Consider the following 23,107-nt stretch of genomic DNA (forward strand, 5'->3'; position numbering starts at 1 on the left):
TGCTATTACTGCGGTGGTGGCATTAGTTGATTCGGATTGCCTCACCATCTATCGCGTCACGCTTCCCGCCATCATCACGCAGCACCTTACAGTAACCTGGTAGACCATAACGGGAGCAGTTACACCAAACGCCAGCGCCGTCGCCTGATTGCGTAGTATCCTGCCGCTGTTCGTAGCTGATTACCTTTTCTAGCAGGCCGTCTTTCGTCATTGCTTCCAGCGTTCGCCGGGTAGATTCGATCTGGTGGCGGTTATCATGCGAGGTTGTACCGTGGAGCAGGTAGGCTACACCAGACACATCAAAGGGTGGGGACCCAATCTCACTCGTCACCCACGCGAGGTTGTCCGGTTCGAAATAGCTCAATATCTCTTTTTTGCGGTTGGTCATTCTCATGGCTGGTGGGTTCCTTAATGTGGGATACATCTATCCTACAATAAGAAATCACAACCGGCGGGGCATTCTTCACCATGATGTGAGATTATCCCATATGTACCCAAATGGACGCGGGCAGATCTCAGGGTTGGATCGGTTGAGCGGGCCTTTTACCATGGACGATAGGTGTGACGGTGGAAGGGTGAAAAATAGTCTAAATGGTTGAGCGCTTCGTTTTACCGTGTACAAACGATAGGCATAAGAGAAAGTCGCATTATATAAATCCAGTCACGAAAGTGGCTAAATGCTGATGCTCAATGAGCACATCCAGGGGGAGTTATGGCACCTAAAAAATTGACACTGAGAGAATGGAATAGCCGCTTGCCTCGTCCACGCAGTGAGGAAACAGTGCGTCGCTGGATACGCGCCGGAAGGATTTACCCAGCTCCAGTGATTGATGGCCGAGAATACCTTTTTGATGAATATGCTGTACGCATTGACAAGCCAAACTCGCGAGCCTCATTGCTATCAAGGATCCATAGTGACCAAGGAAAGTCCTTACCCAAGACCAACTCGTCTATCAAAGGGGGCGGTAAAAGTTGAATGTCCCATGATGCGGGATTATCCCGTATGTATCAGGGGGCAAAAATGTCCTTTGGTTTTGGTTCGATGTCTGGGCTATCATCCGAACGGCTTTTGAGCCAGATTTGGGTATGACTTTTCATTTTGGGACTACGTTAGGGACTATGAAATGAGGGGTTAATCAATTGATTTGATTTATAACAATGGGTTATGTGATTAATTCAAATACGGCGACGGTATCTGAGTAACCCCTCAGTGGTAATATCCCCAAATCCCATGTAAACGCCGTGTGATGGCAATATCACACGGCGGTTTGTCGCTTACACCTTATGTTTTTCTCTCAGTGGAGCTGCGCCTTGAACCGCCTGACCGAAAAGCAGCTCCAGACTCTCTTGCTGCAAAAAAACCTCGCCAAGCAAACAGTCCCCGAAGTTTCATTAACTACTGCGCTGGCCGCTGCTTTCAAGACGATGATCCAGCAGGGTGAGTTCATCACGGGGCAACGTTTACCGGCCAGCCGTGCGTTGGCAGCCTCACTGCAGTTATCCCGAGGGACCATTGAGAACTGTTATACGGCGCTGGAAACCGAGGGATACGTCTGCAGAGAGGTGGGTCGGGGAAGCTTTGTTGCGCAAAGGCAGCAACCTTTGCTGGGTCTGACTAGTGAGCACTCAGCTGCACCTTCCGGCAGCCAGGTCACATTGAGCCGGAGATCGTCACAGCATACCAGGCCTGAATCAGGCAACCTGCCCCAGCAGCGGGCATTTGGCCCCGGCATGCCTGAAACCCGCAATTTTCCGATCCATACCTGGCTCAGGTTATATCAGCAAACCGTCAAAGAAGAGGGGTTGTCTATCTCGGCAGGCAGCAACTTGCAGGGCAATATTCACCTGCGGGAAGCCATTTGTGACTTCCTGCTGGCCGAGCGGGGCGTGAAGGCAAAGGCCGATCGAATTCTGATTGTGAGCAGTACGCAGCAGTCGCTGTCTTTATGTGCGCAGGTCCTGGCAGATGCTGACGATAGCGTCTTTATCGAAAATCCGGGGTATACCGGTGCGATTAAAGCCTTCCAGGCGGCACAACTCAAGCCGATCCCGATTACCGTGGATGAACAGGGGATTTGCACCGATGAAATCATTCACTCGCAGGCTAATGCCAGATTTGTCTATGTCACCCCTTCCAACCAATATCCGACCGGTCGAGCACTTTCGCTGGCCAGGCGGTTGGCATTGATTGAGGCGGCAAAAGTTCGGGATATGTGGATCATTGAAGATGACTACGACAGCGAGTTTCATTACCAAGGCATTGCGACGGCCTGTTTGCAGGGGTTAGACCCCCATCAGCGCACCATTTATATGGGCACGTTCAGTAAAACCCTGTTCCCGGATCTGCATGTGGCTTATATGGTACTGCCAGAAGCGCTGGTAAAACCCATGACCACCGCGCGGGCGAATACGGACAGCCAGGTTTCGGGGATCGCTCAGCGCACGCTGGCAAAATTTATTATGCAGGGACATTACCGAGAACATGTCCTGACGATGAAGAAAATATATTCATCGCGTGCGGCGTTGTTTATTAACGAGATCAACAAGCACTGCGGCTTAAAGGTGAAGGTTATTGTACCTAACTGCGGCTTGCAAATACTCTGCCTGGTGGAAAGTAAACAGCTTGAGCAAGAGGTTGCCCATCGCGCTGCGCAGAATAAGTTAACCCTGAAAAGCCTTTCCGAGTTTTGTACGGCAGATATTCCCTTATCTGGCTGGCTGCTGGGCTTCGCGGCGCTGGATCCTATTGAGATAGCCTATAACGTCGAGCAGTTTTCCCAGTTGCTAACGCGCTGTTTAAACGAGATGGATACTTAGCCGCTGAAATGGTCCGGTGTCTATAGCGGATTGGTCCATTAACCCCACCCTATGGCATCGCCTATACTTGCGCCACTTTGAACATGCAGGGGTAGGACTATGTTGATGACTAAAAATGGCGTTACCATTAGGGACATAATCGCTTCAGATAGAGCGGGTTGGGAGCATCTGTGGCAGCAATATCTGCACTTTTATCGTGCCGATGTCAGCGCCGAAATCACCGAAAAAACCTTTATCCGCCTGTGCCAAAAACAGGATTTGGTTGGGCTGGTTGCCGTTAACGATCAGGGGCAGATCCTCGGCTTTATGCATTTGGTATATCATGCCTCGACATGGAGCGATAAAAACTATTGTTATATTGAGGATCTGTTCGTTGATAAAAGCGCGCGGGGACAAAACGTGGCGGAGAGCCTATTTACTGAAGCTTATCAACAGGCGGAAGTGAGAGAGTCAAGCCGCGTTTACTGGATGACCCAGGAGTTCAACTCCTCTGCCCGTTCGCTGTACGATAAAATCGGCCAAAGAACCTCGTTTATTATTTATAGTAAAAAATAGTACGGCGTTAATAATAAGGCGACGGGGTTTAACCGTCGCCTGTTGATTATTCTAGATAAAACACTTCACGCAGCGGTGAGCTGACCGGGCTATGATCAGGATTGCTCGGCATCACGTCGCCCATATGCTGCCACCAGCGCTGGCAGACGGCGGTGTTGGCCACTGCATCCCAACGTTCTTCTGACTCCATCTCCACATAGCCAAACAGCAGGTGGCGTGCTTCGTCCAGGAAGATGGAATAGTGGTGTGCACCGTGCTCCTTCAGCACCTGTTCCAGCTCTGGCCAGATCGGGCTGTGGCGGCGCTGGTATTCGGCGTGTGCATCTGGGTTTACCTGCATCACAAAAGCTTTACGGATCATAGGTTTTCCTTAAAGATCACAGCGCGGCTAAATACAGCGCACGAACCTGTTCGCGATCTGCCGTGCGTGGGTTGCAAGGGGCGCATGGGTCAGCCAGCGCTTTATCCAACCAGCCTTCGATATCCGCTTCCTTGATACCCAGGGCCGAGAAACCTGCCGGGATACCCACGCGCAGCGAAAGCGCGTGAATGGCGGCTATCGCCTGATGGCTGGCCTGTTCTTCGTTCATGCCTTGCGTGTCTGCCCCCATTGCCTGCGCAATACGGGCAAAGCGAGCCACGGCATTCGGGCGGTTAAACTCTTCGATTACCGGCAGCAGGATGGCATTGCAAACGCCGTGTGGCAGATTGTGGGTCGCGCCTGGCTGGTGAGCCAATGCGTGCACCAGGCCAAGCCCGGCGCTGTTGAACGCCATCCCCGCCAGGTATTGCCCATAGGCCATCATTTCCCGCGCTTGCAGGTTTTTGCCGTCATCTACCGCGGCAGGCAGCCAGGTGCTAATCAGGCGGATGGCTTCCAGCGCTGAGTGATCGGTCAGAGGATGAGCGCCCACGGAAACATAGGCTTCCACCGCGTGGGTCAGCGCGTCCATACCGGTGGCGGCAGTCACGCTGGCGGGAATATCCAACATCACCTGCGGGTCGTCCACGGCGATGTCAGGGATGATGTTGGTGTCGATGATCACTTCTTTGACGTGGCGCAGGCTGTCGATGATCACCGCGTTGCTGGTCATCTCGGCTGCGGTGCCCGCAGTGGTATTGATCGCCACCAAAGCTACGCCCGGATGTTTGACTTTGCCAACGCCGGAATAGGCGGTAGAGGGGCCAGGGTTGCCGGTGAGGATTTTGATCGCCTTGGCGGTATCGATCGGGCTGCCGCCACCGAAGGCAATGAGATAGTCGCACTGCTGCTGTTTGAACGCTTGCCAGCCTTGCTGCACCAGTCCTTCGGTAGGGTTGGGAAATACCTCATTGAACATGGCATAAGGCAGAGCATGCTGCTGCATGGCGCTGAATAGCCCTTCCAGCAGGCCGAGCTCAACCAACTGACCGTCGGTGACGATCAGCGCCTTACCCCATTGCTTCTGTGCCAGCAGCTTGACCATATCTTCAATGGCGCCGCAGCCGTGCAAACTGATTTTCGGTAATGCCAGCATGAAACTCATGATATTGCTCCTGAAATGAGAAACCGTTGTGATGCGCCCGCCGTAGCGGACGCAGGGCACCGATGTCTCAATCCTTGAGCGCGGCGGCCAGTGGCGTTACGCCGAAACGCTTGGCCAGCGCCGTCAGTTGGCTGCCGGAAATGGTTTGCTTCTTGCCACCCATCGACAGCACTTTCACCATGATCTCGGCCGATTTTTCTGCGGTGTCGATCAGGCCGAAAGCGTCGTCCAGCGTTGGGCCAGAGCCGAAAATGCCATGGAACGGCCACAGTACCAGACTGTGTTCCTGCATCTGTTCGGCGGTCTGGGTGCCGATGCCGTCGGTTCCTGGCACCATCCAGGGCACGATGCCTATGCCGTCTGGGAACACCACCAGGCACTCGGTGCTGCCTTCCCACAACAGGCGGGTGAAGCTGGCGTTGTCCAATTCCTGCACAAAGCTTAGGGCGATCAGGTTGGTGGCATGGCAGTGCATGATGACGCGATCACGGCCAGAGGTGACGTTCATGCGCACGATGTGCGACTGGAAATGCGCCGCCAGTTCCGAGGTCGGAAAACCTCCCTGGGAAAGCCCCCAGTGGATGTGGTATGCGGTGCCGTTGTGGTTCAGTTGCAACAGCACCAGATTCTCTTGCGGCGCCAACTGCACGTTGCGGAAGAACTTGCCTGAACCGGTGACCAGGAACCAGCAGTTGGCCAGTTCGGTTGCCGGTTGCGTTAGCTCTACGCACCGCGGATCGGCCACGAAATCGCTACGGAAAGGCTCAACATCTTCCGCCAAAAGCCGCAGGCTGACGTTGCCGCCGTTGCGCTCATCCCAGCCTTTTAGCCACATGTCGCTGGTGGCTTTGATCATGCCCTGGACGAACCAGGAGGAAACTATCTGTTGCATTGCGCTACCCTTAACGTTGGCTGAGGATCTGTTGTTCGTAGTTGCGTACGTTGTTGAGCCAGCTGGCATCGGCCGGGACATCGTTACGCTGACAGTAGGTTTCCCACACGGCTTGCCATGGCAGGCATTTCTGTTCTTCCAGCAAGGCCAGGCGGGCGGTGTAATCGCCGCTCTCTTCGATCTTGCGCAGCATCTCGGTCGGCTCCAGCAGCGCACGCAGCAGGGCTTTCTTCATGTTGCGGGTACCGATCACCCAGGCGGCGATGCGGTTGATGGAGGCGTCGAAGAAGTCCAGGCCGATGTGGACGCGGTTGAACAGGTTGTTGCGCACGATCTCACCGGCAATCGCCTGCGTTTCGTCGTCCAGCAGCACCACGTGGTCACTGTCCCAGCGTACCGGGCGGCTAACGTGCAGCAGCAGGCGTGGTACATACAGCATGGCGCTGGAGATCTTGTCGGAGATCACTTCGGTTGGGTGGAAGTGGCCCGCATCCAGACAGAGTGCGGTCTGGCGGCTGGTGGCATAGCCGAGATAAAACTCGTTGGAACCCACGGTGTAGCTCTCTGCGCCAATGCCGAACAGCTTGCTTTCCACCGCGTCGATATGGTGTGCCGGGTCGAGTTTTTCGCTAATTACTTCGTCCAGCGCGCTCATCAGACGCTGGCGCGGTGCCAGGCGATCGATCGGCGTATCTTTCATACCGTCCGGGATCCAGATGTTCATCACCGAAGGCGTACCGAGCTGTTCGCCAAAATAGGCCGAGACGCGGCGGCTAGCCTGGCAATGTTCAATCCAGAACTGACGGATTTCCGGGTTGGCATGTGACAGCGTAAAACCGTCGGCGCTCAGCGGGTGCGAGAAGCATGACGGGTTGAAATCCAGCCCCAACTGGTGCTGTTTGGCCCACTCCACCCAGTTTTTAAAATGGCGTGGTTCAATTTTGTTACGGGCTACCGGGGCATCCGACTCCAGATAGATCGCGTGCAGGTTCAGGCGTTTCGGGCCAGGGATCAGCGCCAAAGCCTGTTCCAGATCGGCCCGCAGCTCTTTGGCGTTGCGCGCTTTGCCCGGGTAGTTGCCGGTGGCCTGAATGCCGCCGGTCAGGGAGCCTTCCGGATTTTCGAACCCGGCCACGTCATCTCCTTGCCAGCAGTGCATCGACACTGGCAGGGTTTCCATAGCGCTAATCGCGGCTTCAACGTCCACGCCAACGGCAGCAAAGCGCTGTTTTGCCAGTTCCCAAGCTTGATCGATCGAGCTTTTCATATGCAAAGTTCCTTAGGTAATTGACTCAACGACTGAAATTGCGACCAGTGGGCGGCAAAGTCTGGATTGTCGCGAGGGGTAAAGTGTTGTAGTGGGAAGTTCTGTGCCACGATGCGGCGGAATTGCCCAATGTCGCTGACGGCGTCCAAGGCCATCAACTGGCAGCCGACGTTGCCCAGGGTTGAGGCTTCGATTGGCCCGGCGCTGATGGCCAGCCCGCAGGCATCGGCACACAGCTGATTAAGAAAATGGTTCTGGCTGCCGCCGCCGACGATATGCAGATGGCTGAGTGGGCGGCCGTGCATCGTCGCCAACTCCTGTGCGACCTGGCGGTAGAGCATGGCGAGGCTGTCGAAGATGCAGCGCACCAGTTGGGCTGCGGTTTCCGGCACCGGCATCCCGCGCTCGCGGCAGCTGTCCTGAATGGTTTGGCACATGTTGGCCGGGTTGATAAAACGATCGTCATTGGGGTTAACCAATGAACGACAGGCTGGCTGTTGGGCCGCCTGAGCGATCAGGGCTGGCAGATCGCTGATGTTCAATTCCTGCGTGGCGCGTTGCAGCAGCCAAAGGCCCATGATGTTTTTCAGCACCCGATAGCCCGTTGCGCCGCCCTCATTGGTGATATTGGCCGCCAATGATGCCGGGTGAACCACCGGGACTGGGCTTTCGATGCCCATCAGCGACCAGGTGCCGGAGCTGAGATAGGCGGCATTGGCATCTTGCAATGGCGTTGCAAGTACCGCGCTGGCGGTGTCGTGCGTTGCCACGGCAATCACCGGGATCTGCTGGCCGCTGGGGCTGGTCCAATAGCCCACGCGGTTGCCTGGTGGCGTTGGTTTGCCAAACCAGCTGGCAGGTACCCCGGCCCAGGCCAACAGTTCCTCATCCCATTGATCACTTTCAATATTCAGGAGCTGGGTGGTGCTGGCATTGGTGTATTCCCAGTTCAGTTCCCCTGTCAGGCGAAAGTGCAGGTAATCTGGGATCAGCAGCAGGTGAGCCACGCGATCTAACCGTTCTGGCTGCTGTTCGCGCAGGGCACGCAGTTGGTACAGCGTATTGAAAGGCAGGAATTGAATGCCGGTGCGTTGATAGATATTGCTGCGGCCCAGATCCTGCTGGGCTGTTGCCATCAGCCCCTGGGTGCGGGCATCACGGTAGGACACGGCCTGGCCGACCCGCTCACCTTGCGCATCCAACAGTACAAAATCGACACCCCAGGTATCTATGCCGATGCTATCAAGGCGAATGCCTTCGGCATCAAGCTGTGCGAGTGCCTGGCGGATATTGCCTTCCAGCGCATCCAGATCCCAGCAGTCTTGCCCGGCCCGGTGCTGCAAACGGTTGGTGAAGCGGCTGACTTCACGCAACTGGAGTTGTTGCTGTTGCGGTTGATAGCTCGCCAGCATCACTCGTCCACTGGAGGCTCCAAGATCGATGGCGACAGTATTGCGAATAGTCATGAGAGAAAGCCCGTGATTGCTTGATGCGAGCAGTGTAGGAAGTTGCCGCTGCCTGGGCCTTCTCGCCACTGCCAACGCCTGAGAGGGATTGGCAAAATGGCAAAGGTAAAGGTGAAGTAGCTCACAATTTGCGACTCGAGCCGGTTTTCGCCCGGTTGTGACCTTGTACGCATTTCTCAACATTGCTACGGCTTTCTTAAAAAACGCGCAGCTTTAGCGCGCTTTTCGGTCAAAACCTTAAGGTTTGTTGCCGGGCGCTTCTCTTACTATCGATTACCGACGTTGCGCGGTAATCCCGCCGCGCCAAAGCTCTGGGGGCAAGATGAACCTATTGCACAGTAGTGATTTTTTCCCTTCCTGCAGCGCGCCCGTGGTGATCGAACCCCGCGAACCGCAGCAGGCTTTTCCAGAACATCATCATGATTTTTACGAAATTGTGATTGTCGAACAGGGGGCGGGGGTGCATGTGTTTAATGGCAATCCCTATACCCTTAACAGCGGTTGCGTCTGTTTTGTGCGCGATCACGATCGCCACCTGTTTGAACAGACCGACGGCCTGATCCTGACCAATATTCTGTTCCGGGCGCCGGACGCCTTCCGCTTTGTCTCCGGCGTGGAGCAGTTCCTGCCGCGCGAGGCCGATGGCGTCTACCCGGCCCATTGGCGTATCAGCCAGCAGGTGTTGCAACAGGTCAAGGGGCTGATTGCGCAGCTCGCGGCGGCACCTGCAGGTGAGCGGCCAGAAGAGATAGCGCTGCATGAAAGTGTCTTTATGCAGCTGTTGGTGCAGCTGTGGCAGGGCTGTCTGGCCCGGCAGGGGGACGATCAGGAGGGGCGTTTGCATCAGCTGTTGGACTGGCTCCAGGGCCACTATGCTGAATCGATCGAATGGTCCGAACTGGCCGATCGCTTTGCCATCCCGCTGCGTACGCTGCACCGGCAGCTGAAACAGCACACCAACATGACGCCACAGCGCTACCTGACCCACCTGCGTTTGCTACAGGCTCGCCATATGTTGTGCCACAGCGATAGCAGCATCACCGATATCGCTTTTCGCTGCGGTTTCGGCGACAGCAACCATTTTTCGACCCTGTTCAAGCGTGAGTTTACCTGCCCACCCCGTGCGCTACGTGGTATGCGCTAGCAGCGTGAAAATCACGACTGCATCAATTTTCCTCGCCGCGTGTTCGGCAATAATGCCCAGTCGTGCCAACCAGGAAAGGTGTGAGATGAGGGAGACGTTACTGTTAGAGAGCCGCGATTATCTGCCCTCGGTACAGATGCCGGTGGCCGTGGCGGAGCGCTATCCCCAGATGGGATTTGCCACGCATACTCACCAGTTTTGCGAGATTGTGATCGTTTGGCGTGGCAATGGCCTGCACGTGCTGAACGATCGCCCTTACCGGATCACCTGCGGGGATATTTTTTATATCCGTGCCAGCGATTGCCACAGCTACGAGTCGGTACACGATCTGGTGCTGGATAACGTCATCTATTGCCCGGAGCGTCTGCGGTTGAATGCCCAGTGGGAAAGCCTGCTACCGCCGTTTGATACCTCCAGCGAGCGCTACTGGCGGCTCTCTACCCAAGGCATGGCGCAGGCCCGGCCGATTATCGCCCAGCTTTCGCAGGAGAGCCGTAAAACCGACTCGTTATCGATCCAGTTGACGGAGGCTTTGTTGCTGCAATTGGCGATCGTGCTCAAACGCTATCGCTATGCGGTGGACTGCGTGCATATGTTGCCGGACGGCGAACAGTTGGATTTGCTGATGGCAGCGTTGCAGAACGGCATCGACGGCGACTTTGATCTGCCGGCTTTTTGCCGGCAGCATCAGTTGACCGAGCGGGCGCTGAAGCTGCTGTTCCGCCAGCAAACCGGCATGACCATCAACCACTATCTGCGCCAGATCCGTTTATGCCAGGCCAAGCGCCTGCTACGCCGCAGTGAATACCGCATCAGCGATATTGCCGCCCGATGCGGGTTTGAAGACAGCAACTATTTTTCCGTGGTGTTCACGCGCGAGGCCGGAATGACCCCGCGCGAGTATCGCCAACGGTTTATCGCCTAGGGGCTAGGCGATCCGGTTCGTGCGGATATGCAATATCTGGGCGAGTTTTTCCAGCCGTTCTCCCTGATGGCCAATGCCGATAGCGCAGTGGTGGGCAGGGCCAGCCAAGGACCACTCACGGGTAAAGGTCCTGGCATCCAGGCTGAAACGGTAGCGGCTGTTGGTATTGCCGATATCCAGCGTTTCCCCCGCCACCGAAAGCCCTTCGGCATACTGCAACACGACGTCGCCGTCACGTTCCTCAACCACAGACAAGAAGGTGACCGGGCCGTTTTTCACCGACATCTGAATCGAAACGCCACAACCCGGCTTGCCGTGATACACCGGCAGCGGCACCAGGCGTACATCGCCCTCTGCCATCAGCGGATGCGCAGGCCCATCGTGGCCCCATAGCACAGCGTCATCCTCGAATTCGATGCCGTAAGGTTCGGAGAAGGATCCACCAGCTCCCAGCAGGGCGAGGATTTTCATGGCGATCGCGTTTTTGACTTCGTATTCACCAGCGACCGGGATGCCTTTTTGGGTCAGCAGGGTGTTACCTGCAATCACCGACGTAACGATATTCTCGTAATCATTGCCGTTTTGCCCTTCGTAATAATAGGCCATTGCGCCCAGCCCATGCCGTTCTACCAGCCGATCCAGCGCGCAGGCGGTATGCGCAGCGCGTTGCAATTCGGCCTCTGAACAGAGCTCGTCCACCACAAAGGCGTTGTGCATTTCATCCCGCTTAAGCTGGATTTGCGCTGTGGTACTTTGTTGGCGCAGAGCGTTCAGCTCGCACATTTCCAGCGGTTTGAAACGCACACCAAGCCGTGCGGAAAGGTTGGTCAGATTGCTGTAGACGTCGATCATCCCGTCGTAATAGTGGCCGAGCAGGCCGATCTGCGTGGTGCGTAACGCATTACGCAACGCGAAAGCGGTCAGCCAGTTGTCCAACTCCTGCCAGACCTGCGGATCGCCCTGTAATGCCCCCACCAGCAGTTGATACTCGATCCCGGCGCGATTAAACACGTTGGCCAATTCGGGAGCGCTACACGCCTGGCAATGGGCAAGCCATTCGCCAGTGCGATCGCCGCGATCTGCCATGGCGCGTATTTTCTGGTAGGGCAAACCGGCCTCTGGCTGCAAGGCTAATACCAACACCGGTTTACCCAGGGCTTGCACCAGCGGTAATACGGTGGCACTCAGCGCGTAGGTGCTGATGTAAAGCACCACCACGTCTACCGGCTGGTGGCGAGCCTCTGCCAACAACGCATCGGCGGCAGCGACCGAATCCACCAGCCCACCACGCTGAATCAGGTGACCGCTGGAAAGGCGTTCGGCGATCTGTTCGAGGTAACCTTCAAGGCGGGGCTTAAGGCCGCTAAACTGCGGCCAGTAAGTGTCAAGCCCGATACCAAATAGCAAGATATTCAAAGGACTATTCATCTTTCGCCCCTCAAGATGCCATGCCCAAGCCAACGATGTTGGCAGCCAGTATAATCACCAGGCAACCGAGGCATAGCACTGCCACCGGCTTTCTGGTCCCGCATTTCCACTCTTTCAGCAGTAGCCCGACGATGCCGCCGCACAGTACGTAGAAACTCATGTGCAGCATCCAGCTCATGTAGTCGTATTGTGCCGGGATCTTGGCGTGGCCCCAGGCGTAGAAGAAGAATTGCAGATACCACATCAGCCCGGCCAGCATCGAGAACAGCACGTTGGCGACCAGCAGCTTTTTCGGCAGTGAGAAATCGGCTTTCACCGAGATATTTTTCAAGGTGGCCAGGCGGATCAGGCAGTAGCCCAGGTTGATCAACGCGCCGCCGCCCATAATCACCACATAGCTTGGCAGGGCAACATACAACGGGTCGATGCCCAGTGCTCCGGCGGCTTCATGCATCGGTTTGGCCGCGTCCATGGCGAAGGACATCCCGGCGGAGAAAATGCCGCACATCACCGCCAGCGCCAGTCCCTTCTTGAGGCTGAACTCCTCGGCGCGGATGCCCATGGCCCGCTCTTTCAGCAAACCGGCATAGCTGACGATCACCACGCCGACCAACGCCACAAATACCCCAACCAGCGACAGGCGGCCACCTGCAGTGCCGAACAGTAGTTCAAAGCGGCCCTGCAATAGCGGTGTCATCAATGTGCCTATGATCAACGTGATGCCGATGGCGATACCAATCCCCATAGACATCCCGAGATAGCGCATGGTCAGGCCATAGTTGATATTACCGATCCCCCACATAGCGCCAAACAGGAATACCGGTAGCAGGGTGGCGGCGCTGAATGAGCCGTAATACTGCCAAAAATCGGGCAGCAGCATATAGCTGATGGCCCAAGGCAGGATCAGCCAGGAAACGAAACCGCCGATCGACCACATGGTTTCCCAAGACCAGTTTTTGACCTGTTTGAATGGTGCGTAGAAGCAGGCCGCACTGGCCGCCCCGACCAGGTGCCAGAGTATCCCTAGCAGAATGGCATTGTTCATCTTGTTATCCTTGTTGTTGTTGGCGTGGTGACGTAGAGCGCAGAGACCACGGATGAACAGGGAGTCTAAAGAGACACTAGGGAAGGAACCTTCGGTTGGCTGCCGGTTGCCGGGAGAGCATGGCAAAATTCAGCGGGTGCGGGTGTTGACGATCACAAATTTGGCAGGGCGGCGATCGGGCGATGTCTGGCTGGCAGGCGATCGCCCAATAGGGATTACTCTTTAAGCAGTGCGCCCGCATAACCCAGTTGGCGCCAGGCTTCGTAAACTACCACTGAGACGGCATTGGACAGATTCATGCTGCGGCTTTGGGCCTGCATGGGAATACGGATCTTCTGCTGTGCGGGCAACGCATCCAGAATGCTGGCGGGCAGGCCACGGGTTTCCGGGCCAAACAGCAGATAGTCCCCAGCCTGATAGCTGACAGCGCTATGCGCCGGTGTGCCTTTGGTGGTCAGGGCAAACAGCCGCTGTGGATTTTCGCTGGCGAGGAAGGCGGCATAGTCGGCATGGCGCTTGATGCAGGCAAATTCATGATAATCCAACCCGGCACGGCGCAGGCGTTTGTCGTCCCACGGGAAGCCCATAGGTTCGATAAGATGCAGTTGGAAACCGGTGTTGGCGCACAGGCGAATGATGTTGCCGGTGTTCGGCGGAATTTCAGGTTCAAATAAAACGATATTCAGCATGTAAAAAGCCCCCCATGACGAGGGGCGCAGAATAGCAAAATCTTTGGGTGCTGGCGATTAGCGCTGATGCAGCGGCAACCACAGCACCAGACGCAGGCCACCCAGCGGGCTGTCTTCCGCTTTCACCCAGCCGCGATGCTGATTGACGGCGGATTCGACGATGGCCAAGCCCAGCCCGGTCCCGCCGGATTGACGATCGCGTGCTTCATCGGTGCGGTAGAACGGCCGGAAAATCTGCTCACGATCTTCCGGGCTGACGCCTGGGCCATCATCGTCCACCACGATGGTGATCCCCTGATTATCGGCGCTGAATGCCACCGCGATGCGCGTATTGGAATAACGCAGGGCATTACGCACAATATTCTCCAGCGCACTGTCCAGGGCACCTGCGTTGCCGTAAATCGTCCATGGGCCAGGAGGGGAGGTGACCTCCAGCTGTTTGCCCATCTGTTCGGCTTCGAAACTGGCGTTGTCCAGCACGTCGGCCCACAGTTCGTTGGCCTTCAGCAGTTCGCGCACCAGCTCGCTTTTCTGTTGGCCACGGGAGAGCAACAGCAGATCGTTAATCATCGAATCCAGCCGTTGGGCTTCGGTTTCGATACGTGCCAGTTCATGGCCTTCACCGTGGCGGCGACGCATCAGGGCGGTTGCCAGCTGTAGACGCGTTAACGGGGTGCGCAATTCGTGGGAGATATCGGAAATCAGCCGTTGCTGGGCCGTCATCATCCTTTCGAGCGCGCTGACCATCTGGTTGAAACTGGCCCCGGTGGCAAGGAATTCCTGCGGCCCGGCTTCCAGCTCTGGGTGTTGCTTAAGGTTGCCACGGGCTACATCATCGGCGGCATTTTTCAACTTACGCGCCGGTTTGGCCAGGCTCCAGGCTAGCCACAGCAACAGTGGGGCACTGATCAACATGGTGACGATCAGCAGCAACAGCGGCCGGTCGAACATCAGGTTGATAAAATCGGACTGCGAGCTGCTGGCCGGGCGGATCAGGTACAACTGGTAATTGTCTTCACCATCACGCACCGAGAACGGGCCAACCAGTTCGACGCGGCCATATTTTTTCTTTTGCGGTTGGTCGGAGTTGTCCGACTGGCCGATAAAGTTGCGCACGATCTGCATTTCGTTGCGCTGCGCGCCGATCACTCGCCCTTCGCTGGTCACCAACAACAGTCGCTGGCCCGGCGGTGCCCATTTTTCGATGGCGCGGAACAGGCGGCGCCACCACATCAGATCGTTGGCCGGATCGTTTTGCAGTTCGGCTTCGACATGCTGTTCCAGCATCAACCCCTGCCGCTGTTCGCTTTCCAGCAGCGTGGTCATTTGGCGGGAGTCGAGTTTGGGCACCATCAACACCAACATCAGCACCAGGGCCAATGTGAACCAGAAAATGGCGAAGATGCGTGCCGTCAAGCTGTTGATCATGCTGCAGATACCATCAAATAGCCCCGTCCGCGCAGGGTTTTGAACCAAGGATGCCCATCTTTGCGGTCCGGCAGTTTGCGCCGCAGGTTGGAGATATGCATATCAATGGCGCGATCGAACGGCGTCAGGCGTTTGCCCAGCACTTCCTGGCTGAGGAGTTCACGAGAAACTACCTGGCCGAGATGCTGTGCCAGCAGATAGAGCAGGGTAAATTCGGTGCCTGTCAGATCCAGTACTTGCCCGTCGAAGCTGGCTTCCTGGCGGCCGGGGTTCAGTTGCAGGCCGTCAACGTCCAGCGTAGGTGCGCTGGTATCCACATTCTGCTGCTGTTCGCTCCAGTTGGAACGGCGCAGAATGGCCCGGATGCGGGCAACCAATTCGCGATCGTTAAAGGGTTTTGCCAGGTAGTCGTCCGCACCCAGTTCCAGGCCAAGGACCCGGTCCAATTCGCTGCCGCGAGCGGTTAGCATGATCACCGGCGTCTGGTGGTGCTGACGCAATTCTTTCAGCGTATCGATACCGTTTTTCTTCGGCATCATGATATCGAGCAACAGCAGATCGATGGAGCTGTCCAGTAACGACAACGCCTGTTCACCGTCGTGAGCCACGACGATGTTAAAGCCTTCCATTTCAAGCAGTTCTTTCAGTAGCGAGGTGAGCTCGCGGTCGTCGTCAACTAACAGAATTTTGTGCATATGTGATTTACCTCCTGACGCAAAATACGTCATCAACTGTTGCTATTCCATGACTTTACGTAGTTTTACATGCACTGACGCATGTTTGCAGGTGCAGCGATACACTGCTCCTCGTTGATTCGCAAAGTGAGAAAGCTCGAGGAGTAAAAATGGTTAAGGTGACCGCAGTAGTTATGGCATCAATTTTGGCATTAGGTTCTACCGCTGCCTTTGCTGCTGATACTACACCGGAAACTGTCCAACCTCCTGCTAATGATGCACTGTTGAGAGCGCTTGGCCAGAATCACATGTTCGACGGCGTTCGCTTGACCGAACATCAACGCCAGCAAATGCGCGATTTGATGCGCCAGGCCCGTTACGATCTGCCTGGTGTTAATGTAGACGAAGTGGAAACCATGCATAAGCTGGTCACCGCAGATAAATTTGATGAAGCCGCCGTGCAGGCCCAGGCGGAAAAAATGGCTCAGGAACAGGTTAAGCGCCAGGTCGAAATGGCCCGGGTACGCAACCAAATGTATAACCTGCTGACGCCAGAGCAAAAAAGTGTTTTAGACCAGAAGCATCAGCAGCGTGTGCAGCTGATGAAGCAACAGATTTCTGGTTTGCAGCAAACTTCTGCCCAGAAGTTGAGTATGACTGAGTAATCCCCTGTTTTTCCTTGCCATAGACACCATCCCTGTCTTCCCCCTCATGATGAGGGGGTTTTTTTTATTTCCATAAAATAAATTTACTTAAAAAACAATTGATTAATTCTATGCTAGACGGCGGCGGATTTTCAAAAACCGTTGAGTGTGGACGCGCCTTCTAACCTGGATACCTTATGAATACTTATCTAGGGAGAGCGACATTACTGCACGTTTTGCCAGATTTTTTTGCTTAGCTGACAAGCATCCCATCATGATGGCGGGACTTTTTTTACCCCGCATTCCGTTATACTAAAGCCCATAAACTTTGGTTGGGGTTTTTTATGGAACAGCAATATGCGCGGCTGGTGCAGTCCGCTGCTTTAGCCGCCACCGGAATGGCCTCCGTTCTACTGTTGATCAAGATCGTTGCCTGGTATCTCACCGGATCGGTCAGCCTGTTGGCGGCTTTAGTGGATTCGTTGGTGGATATTGCCGCATCGTTAACCAACCTGCTGGTGGTACGCTACTCGTTGCAGCCGGCTGATGAAGAGCACACCTTTGGCCATGGCAAGGCCGAGTCGCTGGCGGCGCTGGCGCAAAGCATGTTTATCTCCGGTTCTGCCCTGTTCCTGTTCTTGACCGGCTTCCAGCATCTGTATTCTCCGCAGCCCCTGAATTCGCCGGGTATAGGGGTAGCAGTGACTATCATTGCGTTGATTAGCACTCTCATCCTGGTGACCTATCAGCGCTGGGTGGTCAGAAAAACACGCAGCCAGGCGGTACGGGCCGATATGCTGCATTATCAGTCAGATGTGATGATGAATGGTGCTATTTTGATAGCACTTGGGCTAAGCTGGTACGGATTTCACCGTGCGGACGCGCTGTTTGCCCTGGGCATTGGGGTTTATATTCTCTACAGCGCGCTGCGTATGGGATACGAGGCGGTGCAGTCCCTGCTGGATCGCGCCTTGCCGGATGAAGAGCGTCAGGCAATTATCGATGTGGTATCGTCGTGGCCGGGTGTGAAAGGTGCGCACGATCTGCGTACGCGGCAGTCTGGGCCAACGCGGTTTATCCAGTTGCATTTGGAAATGGAAGACACCCTGCCGTTGATGCAGGCGCATATTCTGGCAGAACAGGTGGAGCAGGCATTGTTGCATCGTTTCCCTGGGGCCGACGTGATTATTCACCAGGATCCCTGCTCTGTTGTTCCTCAAGGCCGACAGGGGCATTGGGAACTATAATCAACAGACATAGGTCAATGTTGGGTGGATTGAGAAATCACGGTGTTAGCACGCCGTGCCATGTGAAGTTTTTTCCTTGATGTTGCGTGACCTGAATCAATTCAGCTGGGTGTTTTTGTTATAATATCCAGCAATAAAAGCCGTAAAGCTGGTTTTGCGCCGTTGGAGAGATACCCGGTGAGTCGGCGAATACAGAATTCTTAAGAAATTGCATCTACAGTTCAGAGGTAGTCATGATCAAGAAAATCGGTGTACTGACGAGTGGCGGTGACGCCCCAGGTATGAACGCTGCCATCCGTGGCGTTGTGCGTGCTGCGCTCACAGAAGGTCTGGAAGTATTTGGTATTTACGATGGCTACCTTGGTTTGTACGAAGATCGCATGGAGCAATTAGACCGCTATAGCGTGTCTGACATGATCAACCGTGGTGGCACCTTCCTGGGTTCTGCGCGTTTTCCAGAGTTCAGGGATGACAGCGTGCGCGCCAAGGCGATTGAAAACCTGAAAAACCGCGGCATTGATGCGCTGGTGGTCATCGGCGGTGACGGCTCCTACATGGGGGCGAAACGCCTGACCGAAGAAGGTTTCCCATGCATCGGTTTGCCTGGCACCATCGATAACGACGTTGCAGGCACCGACTACACCATCGGTTACTTCACCGCGTTGGAAACCGTGGTGGAAGCAATTGACCGTCTGCGCGACACCTCTTCATCACACCAACGTATCTCTATCGTGGAAGTGATGGGGCGTTACTGTGGCGACCTGACCCTGGCGGCGGCCATTGCCGGTGGTTGTGAATTTATCGTCCTGCCGGAAATCGAATTCAGCCGTGACGATCTGGTTAATGAAATCAAAGCCGGTATTGCCAAAGGTAAAAAGCACGCCATCGTGGCGATCACCGAGCATATCTGTGACATCGACGAACTGGCGCGCCACATCGAGCAGGAAACCAAGCGTGAAACCCGTGCTACCGTATTGGGCCACATCCAGCGTGGTGGTTCACCGGTTGCCTATGACCGTATTCTGGCTTCTCGCATGGGCGCGTACTCCATCGACCTGCTGCTGCAAGGTTACGGTGGCCGTTGTGTAGGGATCCAGAACGAGAAGATGGTGCACCACGACATCGTTGACGCGATCGAAAACATGAAGCGTCCGTTCAAAGGTGACTGGTTGGAAACGGCGAAAAAGCTGTACTAATCCGCCCCTGATGCTGCTAAGCGGGCGCGGTATATACGGCGCCCCTTCGGGCGAACATGTTCGCCTCTACAAGTTCAGCCGCATTGGCACTTGGTCATCAATCTAGAGCCTCCGTTTGGGAGGCTTTTTTTCGTCTGTCATCGCTATATTCCAGAATGGTCTAGTACCACATTTTTTATTCTTTAATTGTGAGGGAAGTTTCTGGCAGGCTTTGATGCTAAATCAACCGCTTGAGGTTGCGTCATTTTCTGGGGGAACGGCAATGCAAAAATGGGGTGTGGGTCTGACTTTACTGCTGTTGGCATCGAGTGCCATGGCGAAAGATATTCAACTGCTGAACGTCTCATACGATCCAACGCGTGAGTTCTACCAGGAATATAACACGGCGTTTGGTCAGTATTGGCAGCAGCAGACTGGCGATAAGGTTACCGTGCGTCAGTCACATGGCGGTTCAGGCAAGCAGGCGACCTCGGTGATTAATGGCATCGAAGCGGATGTGGTCACGCTGGCGCTGGCATACGACGTGGACGCCATTGCCGAACGTGGCCGTATTGATAAAGCGTGGATCAAGCGCCTGCCAGACAACTCAGCACCTTATACCTCGACCATCGTTTTCCTGGTGCGTAAAGGCAACCCAAAACAGATCCATGATTGGGCTGATCTGGTGAAGCCCGGCGTGTCGGTTATTACACCGAACCCGAAAACCTCTGGCGGTGCCCGTTGGAACTATCTGGCTGCCTGGGGTTATGCCCTGCACCAGAACGGTGGTGATAAAGCCAAGGCTCAGGAGTTCGTTAAAGAGCTGTACCGCAATGTGGAAGTGCTGGATTCCGGCGCACGTGGCGCAACCAATACCTTCGTTGAGCGCGGCATCGGTGATGTGCTGATCGCTTGGGAAAACGAAGCCTTGCTGGCAGAAAAAGAGCTGGGTAAAGACAAATTTGAAATCATCACTCCGAGCGAATCCATTCTGGCCGAACCGACGGTATCTGTGGTGGACAAGGTCGTTGATAAACGTGGCACCCGTGATGTGGCCACGGCTTACCTGAAGTATCTGTATTCCCCGGAAGGTCAGACTATTGCGGCCAACAACTACTACCGTCCGCGTGATGCAGCCGTTGCAGCCAAATTCGCCGAGCAGTTCCCAAAACTGAAGCTGTTCACCGTGGATGATACTTTTGGCGGTTGGACTGAAGCGCAGAAGGTGCACTTTGCTACCGGCGGGATCTTTGACGAAATCAGCAAGCGCTGATCGCCATCTGTGAGCCATAAAAAACCCCGGCAAGCCGGGGTTTTTTTATTTCAGGCCGGATGAAATCAGGCTTTTTTCGCTTGGGCAGCGGCTTTGACGATCACGGCGAAAGCGTCAGCTTTCAGCGATGCGCCGCCAACCAGCGCGCCGTCGATGTCTGGCTGAGCAAACAGCTCTGCGGCGTTCTTATCGTTCACGGAACCGCCGTACTGGATGATCACTTCGGCTGCCACTGCAGCGTCTTGCTTGGCGATATGGTCACGGATAAATTTGTGTACTGCCTGAGCTTGCGCTGGGGTGGCAGATTTACCGGTACCGATAGCCCACACTGGCTCATAAGCGATGACGGTGCCTTTGAACGCTTCAGCGCCCTGGGTTTTCAGCACGGCGTCGATCTGGCGCGCACAAACTTCTTCGGTTTTACCCGCTTCGTTTTCTGCTTCGGTTTCACCGATGCACAGCACTGGGATCAGGCCAGCGGCTTTCAACACGGCAAATTTCTCTGCGATCGCGGCGTCGGTTTCTTTGTGATAGGTACGGCGCTCTGAGTGGCCGATGATGATGTATTCAGCACCCACGTCTTTGAGCATGGTGGCAGAAACTTCACCGGTGAAGGCGCCAGACAGGTTGATGTCGACGTTCTGTGCGCCCAGTGCGATGCGGCTGCCGCCCAGTTCGTGCTTGGCCAGATCCAGATACATGACTGGAGGTGCGATGGCAACGCCACAACCGTCAACGCTGCTCAGTTCTTTACGCAAGGCGGCGATCAGTTCGTTAACCATGTGAACGCTGCCGTTAAGCTTCCAGTTACCCATTACTAATGGATGACGCATGTGTTTTCCTCCAAAAAGGGGACGCGAGAGTCTAAATGACAACTGCCGGACAGGCAGTTTACCTGCCCAACAGTATAGAGATGAATCAGTGCAAAGGCTTTGCTTTTTGTCATTAATTGCTGGGGTATCAGGGTTCAGATAGCGTTAGCTTAATCGGTTCAACGGCGAAGGTTACCCCCTTATCGCCGTTATCTGCCACCACATAGCGTATTGCCCCGACCTGTTGCTGGTAGAAGTAGGAGCCTTTGCCTTTTTCCAGCAGGTTGTTCACCTTGATAATGCTTTCTTCCACGGTGAGTGTCGGTTCAAACTGTCGGCTCAGGGCCGCCATGTAGTTCACCGCGATGGCTTTGGCCGCTTTTTCTTCGCCATCCTGCAACAGTAAATGGGTAATCTGCATGGTTTTAATCTTACCGGTGCCTTTTTCCAGTGCGGTAGAGGCGTACAGGTTTTCGTTAATCTTGCTGGCTGCGCGGGTCAGTAAAGGAGAGTCATCCTCTCTGGAGGGGACGACGCGAAACTCACCAATTGGCAGCGTTGGGTTGTCGCGGTTGTATTTTTCGCGAAATTGCACCACCGTCAGATCGAAGGTGGGCGCGCCAGCCAGTAAATAGGGCGCGTTCGCCGGAGCTTCGGTAGGCGTATCCGGTGGATCGGCCCAAGCACTGCCGATAGGGAAACACAGGCAGGCTATAACGATGATTTTTTTCAGCATGGTATACGGCATCGGTAACAAAGATGACTCCGATTAAAACGATAACCCGGGTGAATTGTCAAAAATTCCTCGTGATTGTCGTTTGCTGACGCAAGGCGGTGCGATGGTTTGCGTTTTGCCGGGGCTAGCTCAACCCGGTATGGCCTATGTTACACTGCGGCGCAGAATATGGGCAGGCCAAGAGTGCATGAATCGATGAGCTTACAGCAATGGTGTTTTTCCTTTAAGGGCCGTATCGGGCGGCGCGACTTCTGGATCTGGATGGCAGTCTGGGTGGTGCTGATGGCGGTGGCTTTCACGCTGGCCAACTACGATGTGGTAGCGATCCAAACCATCGCCTTTTGCATCGTGGCGCTGTTGTGGCCAACGGCGGCGGTGCTGGTCAAGCGCCTGCACGATCGTAATAAAAAGGGCTGGTGGGCGTTGCTGTTGATCCTGGCGTGGATATTGGCGGCTGGTAACTGGCAGATGTTGGCGCCGGTCTGGCAGTGGGGCGTGGGGCGTTTTATTCCGACGCTGATTGTGGTGATGATGGCGATCGATCTGGGGGCTTTTCTTGGCACCCCAGGGGATAACCGATTCGGGCCAGAGGCCGAACCGGTAAAATTCCGCTGAACTACCAGTAATGCTCGCTGGTGATATGGCCCGGCTTGCGGCGCAGATGTTTGCGCATCTGGTACTTCTCTTTCAGCGTTTGCTGGGTATCTCGCACCATCTGCGGGTTGCCGCACAGCATCACATGGCTGGTTTCGGCATCCAGGGTCAAACCAACCGCCGCTTCCAGCCGCCCATCCTCCAGCAGAGCCGGAACGCGCCCGGTCAATGAGCCAGCTACTTCTTCGCGGCTGACCACGGTTTGAATGCGTAGTTTGCCGTTAAAACGCTGTTGCAGCTGCTGCATCAGCGGCAGGTAGCTGAGATCGCGAGCAAATCGTGCGGCGTGCACCAATACCAGGTTGTTGAAGCGATCCAGATCTTTGCCTTCTTGCAGGATCGACAGATAAGGGCCGATGGCGGTGCCGGTCGCCAGCATCCATAAGGTATCGCAGTCTGGCACTTCTTCGAGCACAAAGAATCCGGCGGCTTCTTTGGTGACCATCACCTCCGCTCCGGGCTGCAACTGATGGAGGCTTGGGCTGAGTTTTCCTTCTGGCACTGTGACCAGATAAAACTCCAGGTTAGGATCGCTGGGGGCATTAACGTAAGAATAGGCACGCTGAACGCGCTCGCCGTCTATTTCTAGTGACAGCTTGGCAAACTGCCCTGCGGTGAAACTGTCGATCGGGGCATTGACGGTGATGCTGAACAAGCCATCGGTCCAATGTTGTACCCCTGTCACTTTGCCGTTAACCCATTCAGCCATA

At 55.3% G+C, this 23,107-nt stretch carries 24 protein-coding genes; 10 read left to right on the forward strand and 14 right to left on the reverse strand.

What is annotated here, in order from left to right; translation table 11 throughout:
* Positions 1 to 22: 22 nt before the first annotated feature.
* Complete coding sequence (locus tag JHD74_RS06480) at positions 23 to 394, reverse strand: hypothetical protein (RefSeq protein ID WP_199062155.1); 372 nt, start codon at positions 392 to 394, stop codon at positions 23 to 25.
* 318 nt (positions 395 to 712) lie between these two features.
* Here JHD74_RS06480 and JHD74_RS06485 point away from each other — a divergent pair, with 318 nt between their 5' ends.
* The 3 genes from JHD74_RS06485 (at position 713) to JHD74_RS06495 (ending at position 3,372) form a co-directional block, all read left to right on the forward strand.
* Positions 713 to 976, forward strand: coding sequence for an excisionase (locus JHD74_RS06485; RefSeq protein ID WP_199062157.1), 264 nt, complete (start codon positions 713 to 715; stop codon positions 974 to 976).
* A 335-nt stretch (positions 977 to 1,311) separates the two neighbouring features.
* Positions 1,312 to 2,817, forward strand: a complete 1,506-nt coding sequence (locus JHD74_RS06490) for a PLP-dependent aminotransferase family protein (protein ID WP_199062159.1) — start codon at positions 1,312 to 1,314, stop codon at positions 2,815 to 2,817.
* Positions 2,818 to 2,916: 99 nt separating this feature from the next.
* Entirely contained in the window at positions 2,917 to 3,372 is a 456-nt protein-coding gene (locus JHD74_RS06495; RefSeq protein ID WP_024527889.1) for a GNAT family N-acetyltransferase, read from the forward strand.
* Positions 3,373 to 3,418: 46 nt separating this feature from the next.
* Here the strand turns inward: JHD74_RS06495 and rhaM are convergent, their stop codons facing one another.
* The 5 genes from rhaM to rhaB form a co-directional block, all read right to left on the reverse strand.
* On the reverse strand, positions 3,419 to 3,733 hold the full coding sequence (gene rhaM / locus JHD74_RS06500) for an L-rhamnose mutarotase (RefSeq protein ID WP_199062161.1): 315 nt from the start codon (positions 3,731 to 3,733) through the stop codon (positions 3,419 to 3,421).
* 16 nt (positions 3,734 to 3,749) lie between these two features.
* The gene (gene fucO / locus JHD74_RS06505; protein WP_024527891.1) at positions 3,750 to 4,898 is read right to left on the reverse strand and encodes a lactaldehyde reductase; all 1,149 of its coding nucleotides are present in this window, start codon (positions 4,896 to 4,898) and stop codon (positions 3,750 to 3,752) included.
* A gap of 67 nt (positions 4,899 to 4,965) precedes the next feature.
* A complete protein-coding gene (rhaD, locus tag JHD74_RS06510; RefSeq protein ID WP_065683752.1) occupies positions 4,966 to 5,790 on the reverse strand; it encodes a rhamnulose-1-phosphate aldolase in 825 nt (274 codons plus the stop codon).
* Between the two features lie 10 nt (positions 5,791 to 5,800).
* Positions 5,801 to 7,057: an L-rhamnose isomerase gene (locus JHD74_RS06515; RefSeq protein ID WP_024527893.1), complete on the reverse strand. Its 1,257-nt coding sequence runs from the start codon at positions 7,055 to 7,057 to the stop codon at positions 5,801 to 5,803.
* On the reverse strand, positions 7,054 to 8,469 hold the full coding sequence (gene rhaB / locus JHD74_RS06520; RefSeq protein ID WP_233169468.1) for a rhamnulokinase: 1,416 nt from the start codon (positions 8,467 to 8,469) through the stop codon (positions 7,054 to 7,056). Before rhaB ends, JHD74_RS06515 begins: the two co-directional genes overlap by 4 nt.
* Before the next feature lie 376 nt (positions 8,470 to 8,845).
* Here rhaB and rhaS point away from each other — a divergent pair, with 376 nt between their 5' ends.
* Entirely contained in the window at positions 8,846 to 9,667 is an 822-nt protein-coding gene (gene rhaS, locus JHD74_RS06525) for an HTH-type transcriptional activator RhaS (RefSeq protein ID WP_024482890.1), read from the forward strand.
* A gap of 85 nt (positions 9,668 to 9,752) precedes the next feature.
* Positions 9,753 to 10,592 (forward strand): HTH-type transcriptional activator RhaR, encoded by an 840-nt coding sequence (rhaR, locus tag JHD74_RS06530; RefSeq protein ID WP_024527895.1) that lies wholly within the window; start codon positions 9,753 to 9,755, stop codon positions 10,590 to 10,592.
* A gap of 3 nt (positions 10,593 to 10,595) precedes the next feature.
* On the opposite strand, the gene JHD74_RS06535 is transcribed toward rhaR, so the two are convergent.
* From JHD74_RS06535 to cpxR, 5 genes are all read right to left on the reverse strand, one after another.
* Entirely contained in the window at positions 10,596 to 12,020 is a 1,425-nt protein-coding gene (locus tag JHD74_RS06535; protein WP_199062165.1) for an L-fucose/L-arabinose isomerase family protein, read from the reverse strand.
* Between the two features lie 10 nt (positions 12,021 to 12,030).
* On the reverse strand, positions 12,031 to 13,065 hold the full coding sequence (gene rhaT, locus JHD74_RS06540; RefSeq protein WP_024527897.1) for an L-rhamnose/proton symporter RhaT: 1,035 nt from the start codon (positions 13,063 to 13,065) through the stop codon (positions 12,031 to 12,033).
* 215 nt (positions 13,066 to 13,280) lie between these two features.
* On the reverse strand, positions 13,281 to 13,754 hold the full coding sequence (gene trmL / locus JHD74_RS06545; protein WP_021807233.1) for a tRNA (uridine(34)/cytosine(34)/5-carboxymethylaminomethyluridine(34)-2'-O)-methyltransferase TrmL: 474 nt from the start codon (positions 13,752 to 13,754) through the stop codon (positions 13,281 to 13,283).
* Between the two features lie 57 nt (positions 13,755 to 13,811).
* Positions 13,812 to 15,182: an envelope stress sensor histidine kinase CpxA gene (cpxA, locus tag JHD74_RS06550; RefSeq protein WP_024527898.1), complete on the reverse strand. Its 1,371-nt coding sequence runs from the start codon at positions 15,180 to 15,182 to the stop codon at positions 13,812 to 13,814.
* Positions 15,179 to 15,877, reverse strand: coding sequence for an envelope stress response regulator transcription factor CpxR (gene cpxR, locus JHD74_RS06555; RefSeq protein ID WP_021181873.1), 699 nt, complete (start codon positions 15,875 to 15,877; stop codon positions 15,179 to 15,181). The genes cpxA and cpxR overlap by 4 nt, the downstream gene beginning before the upstream one ends.
* 149 nt (positions 15,878 to 16,026) lie before the next feature.
* Here cpxR and cpxP point away from each other — a divergent pair, with 149 nt between their 5' ends.
* The 4 genes from cpxP to JHD74_RS06575 all read left to right on the forward strand — a co-directional run bounded on the left by cpxP (position 16,027) and on the right by JHD74_RS06575 (position 20,195).
* Positions 16,027 to 16,521, forward strand: a complete 495-nt coding sequence (gene cpxP / locus JHD74_RS06560; RefSeq protein ID WP_024527899.1) for a cell-envelope stress modulator CpxP — start codon at positions 16,027 to 16,029, stop codon at positions 16,519 to 16,521.
* 323 nt (positions 16,522 to 16,844) lie between these two features.
* Positions 16,845 to 17,747, forward strand: a complete 903-nt coding sequence (gene fieF, locus JHD74_RS06565) for a CDF family cation-efflux transporter FieF (RefSeq protein ID WP_071683735.1) — start codon at positions 16,845 to 16,847, stop codon at positions 17,745 to 17,747.
* 233 nt (positions 17,748 to 17,980) lie between these two features.
* Positions 17,981 to 18,943, forward strand: coding sequence for a 6-phosphofructokinase (pfkA, locus tag JHD74_RS06570; protein ID WP_024527901.1), 963 nt, complete (start codon positions 17,981 to 17,983; stop codon positions 18,941 to 18,943).
* 262 nt (positions 18,944 to 19,205) lie between these two features.
* Positions 19,206 to 20,195, forward strand: coding sequence for a sulfate ABC transporter substrate-binding protein (locus JHD74_RS06575; RefSeq protein WP_074029934.1), 990 nt, complete (start codon positions 19,206 to 19,208; stop codon positions 20,193 to 20,195).
* A 65-nt stretch (positions 20,196 to 20,260) separates the two neighbouring features.
* Here JHD74_RS06575 and tpiA read toward each other — a convergent pair whose 3' ends face one another.
* Both tpiA and JHD74_RS06585 read right to left on the reverse strand, forming a co-directional pair.
* A complete protein-coding gene (gene tpiA, locus JHD74_RS06580) occupies positions 20,261 to 21,028 on the reverse strand; it encodes a triose-phosphate isomerase (RefSeq protein WP_024482884.1) in 768 nt (255 codons plus the stop codon).
* Positions 21,029 to 21,155: 127 nt separating this feature from the next.
* Positions 21,156 to 21,743: a DUF1454 family protein gene (locus JHD74_RS06585; RefSeq protein ID WP_024527902.1), complete on the reverse strand. Its 588-nt coding sequence runs from the start codon at positions 21,741 to 21,743 to the stop codon at positions 21,156 to 21,158.
* A 195-nt stretch (positions 21,744 to 21,938) separates the two neighbouring features.
* On the opposite strand from JHD74_RS06585, the gene JHD74_RS06590 reads away from it, so the two are divergent.
* Positions 21,939 to 22,358, forward strand: coding sequence for a DUF805 domain-containing protein (locus tag JHD74_RS06590; protein WP_021181880.1), 420 nt, complete (start codon positions 21,939 to 21,941; stop codon positions 22,356 to 22,358).
* Between the two features lies 1 nt (position 22,359).
* Here JHD74_RS06590 and fpr read toward each other — a convergent pair whose 3' ends face one another.
* Positions 22,360 to 23,106 carry a ferredoxin--NADP(+) reductase gene (gene fpr / locus JHD74_RS06595; RefSeq protein WP_021181881.1) on the reverse strand — a complete coding sequence of 249 codons (747 nt, stop codon included), beginning with the start codon at positions 23,104 to 23,106 and terminating at the stop codon, positions 22,360 to 22,362.
* Between the last annotated feature and the right edge of the window lies 1 nt (position 23,107).

Source organism: Serratia sp. ASV30 (assembly GCF_016428815.1).
GTDB classification, from domain to species: Bacteria; Pseudomonadota; Gammaproteobacteria; order Enterobacterales; family Enterobacteriaceae; genus Chania; species Chania fonticola_C.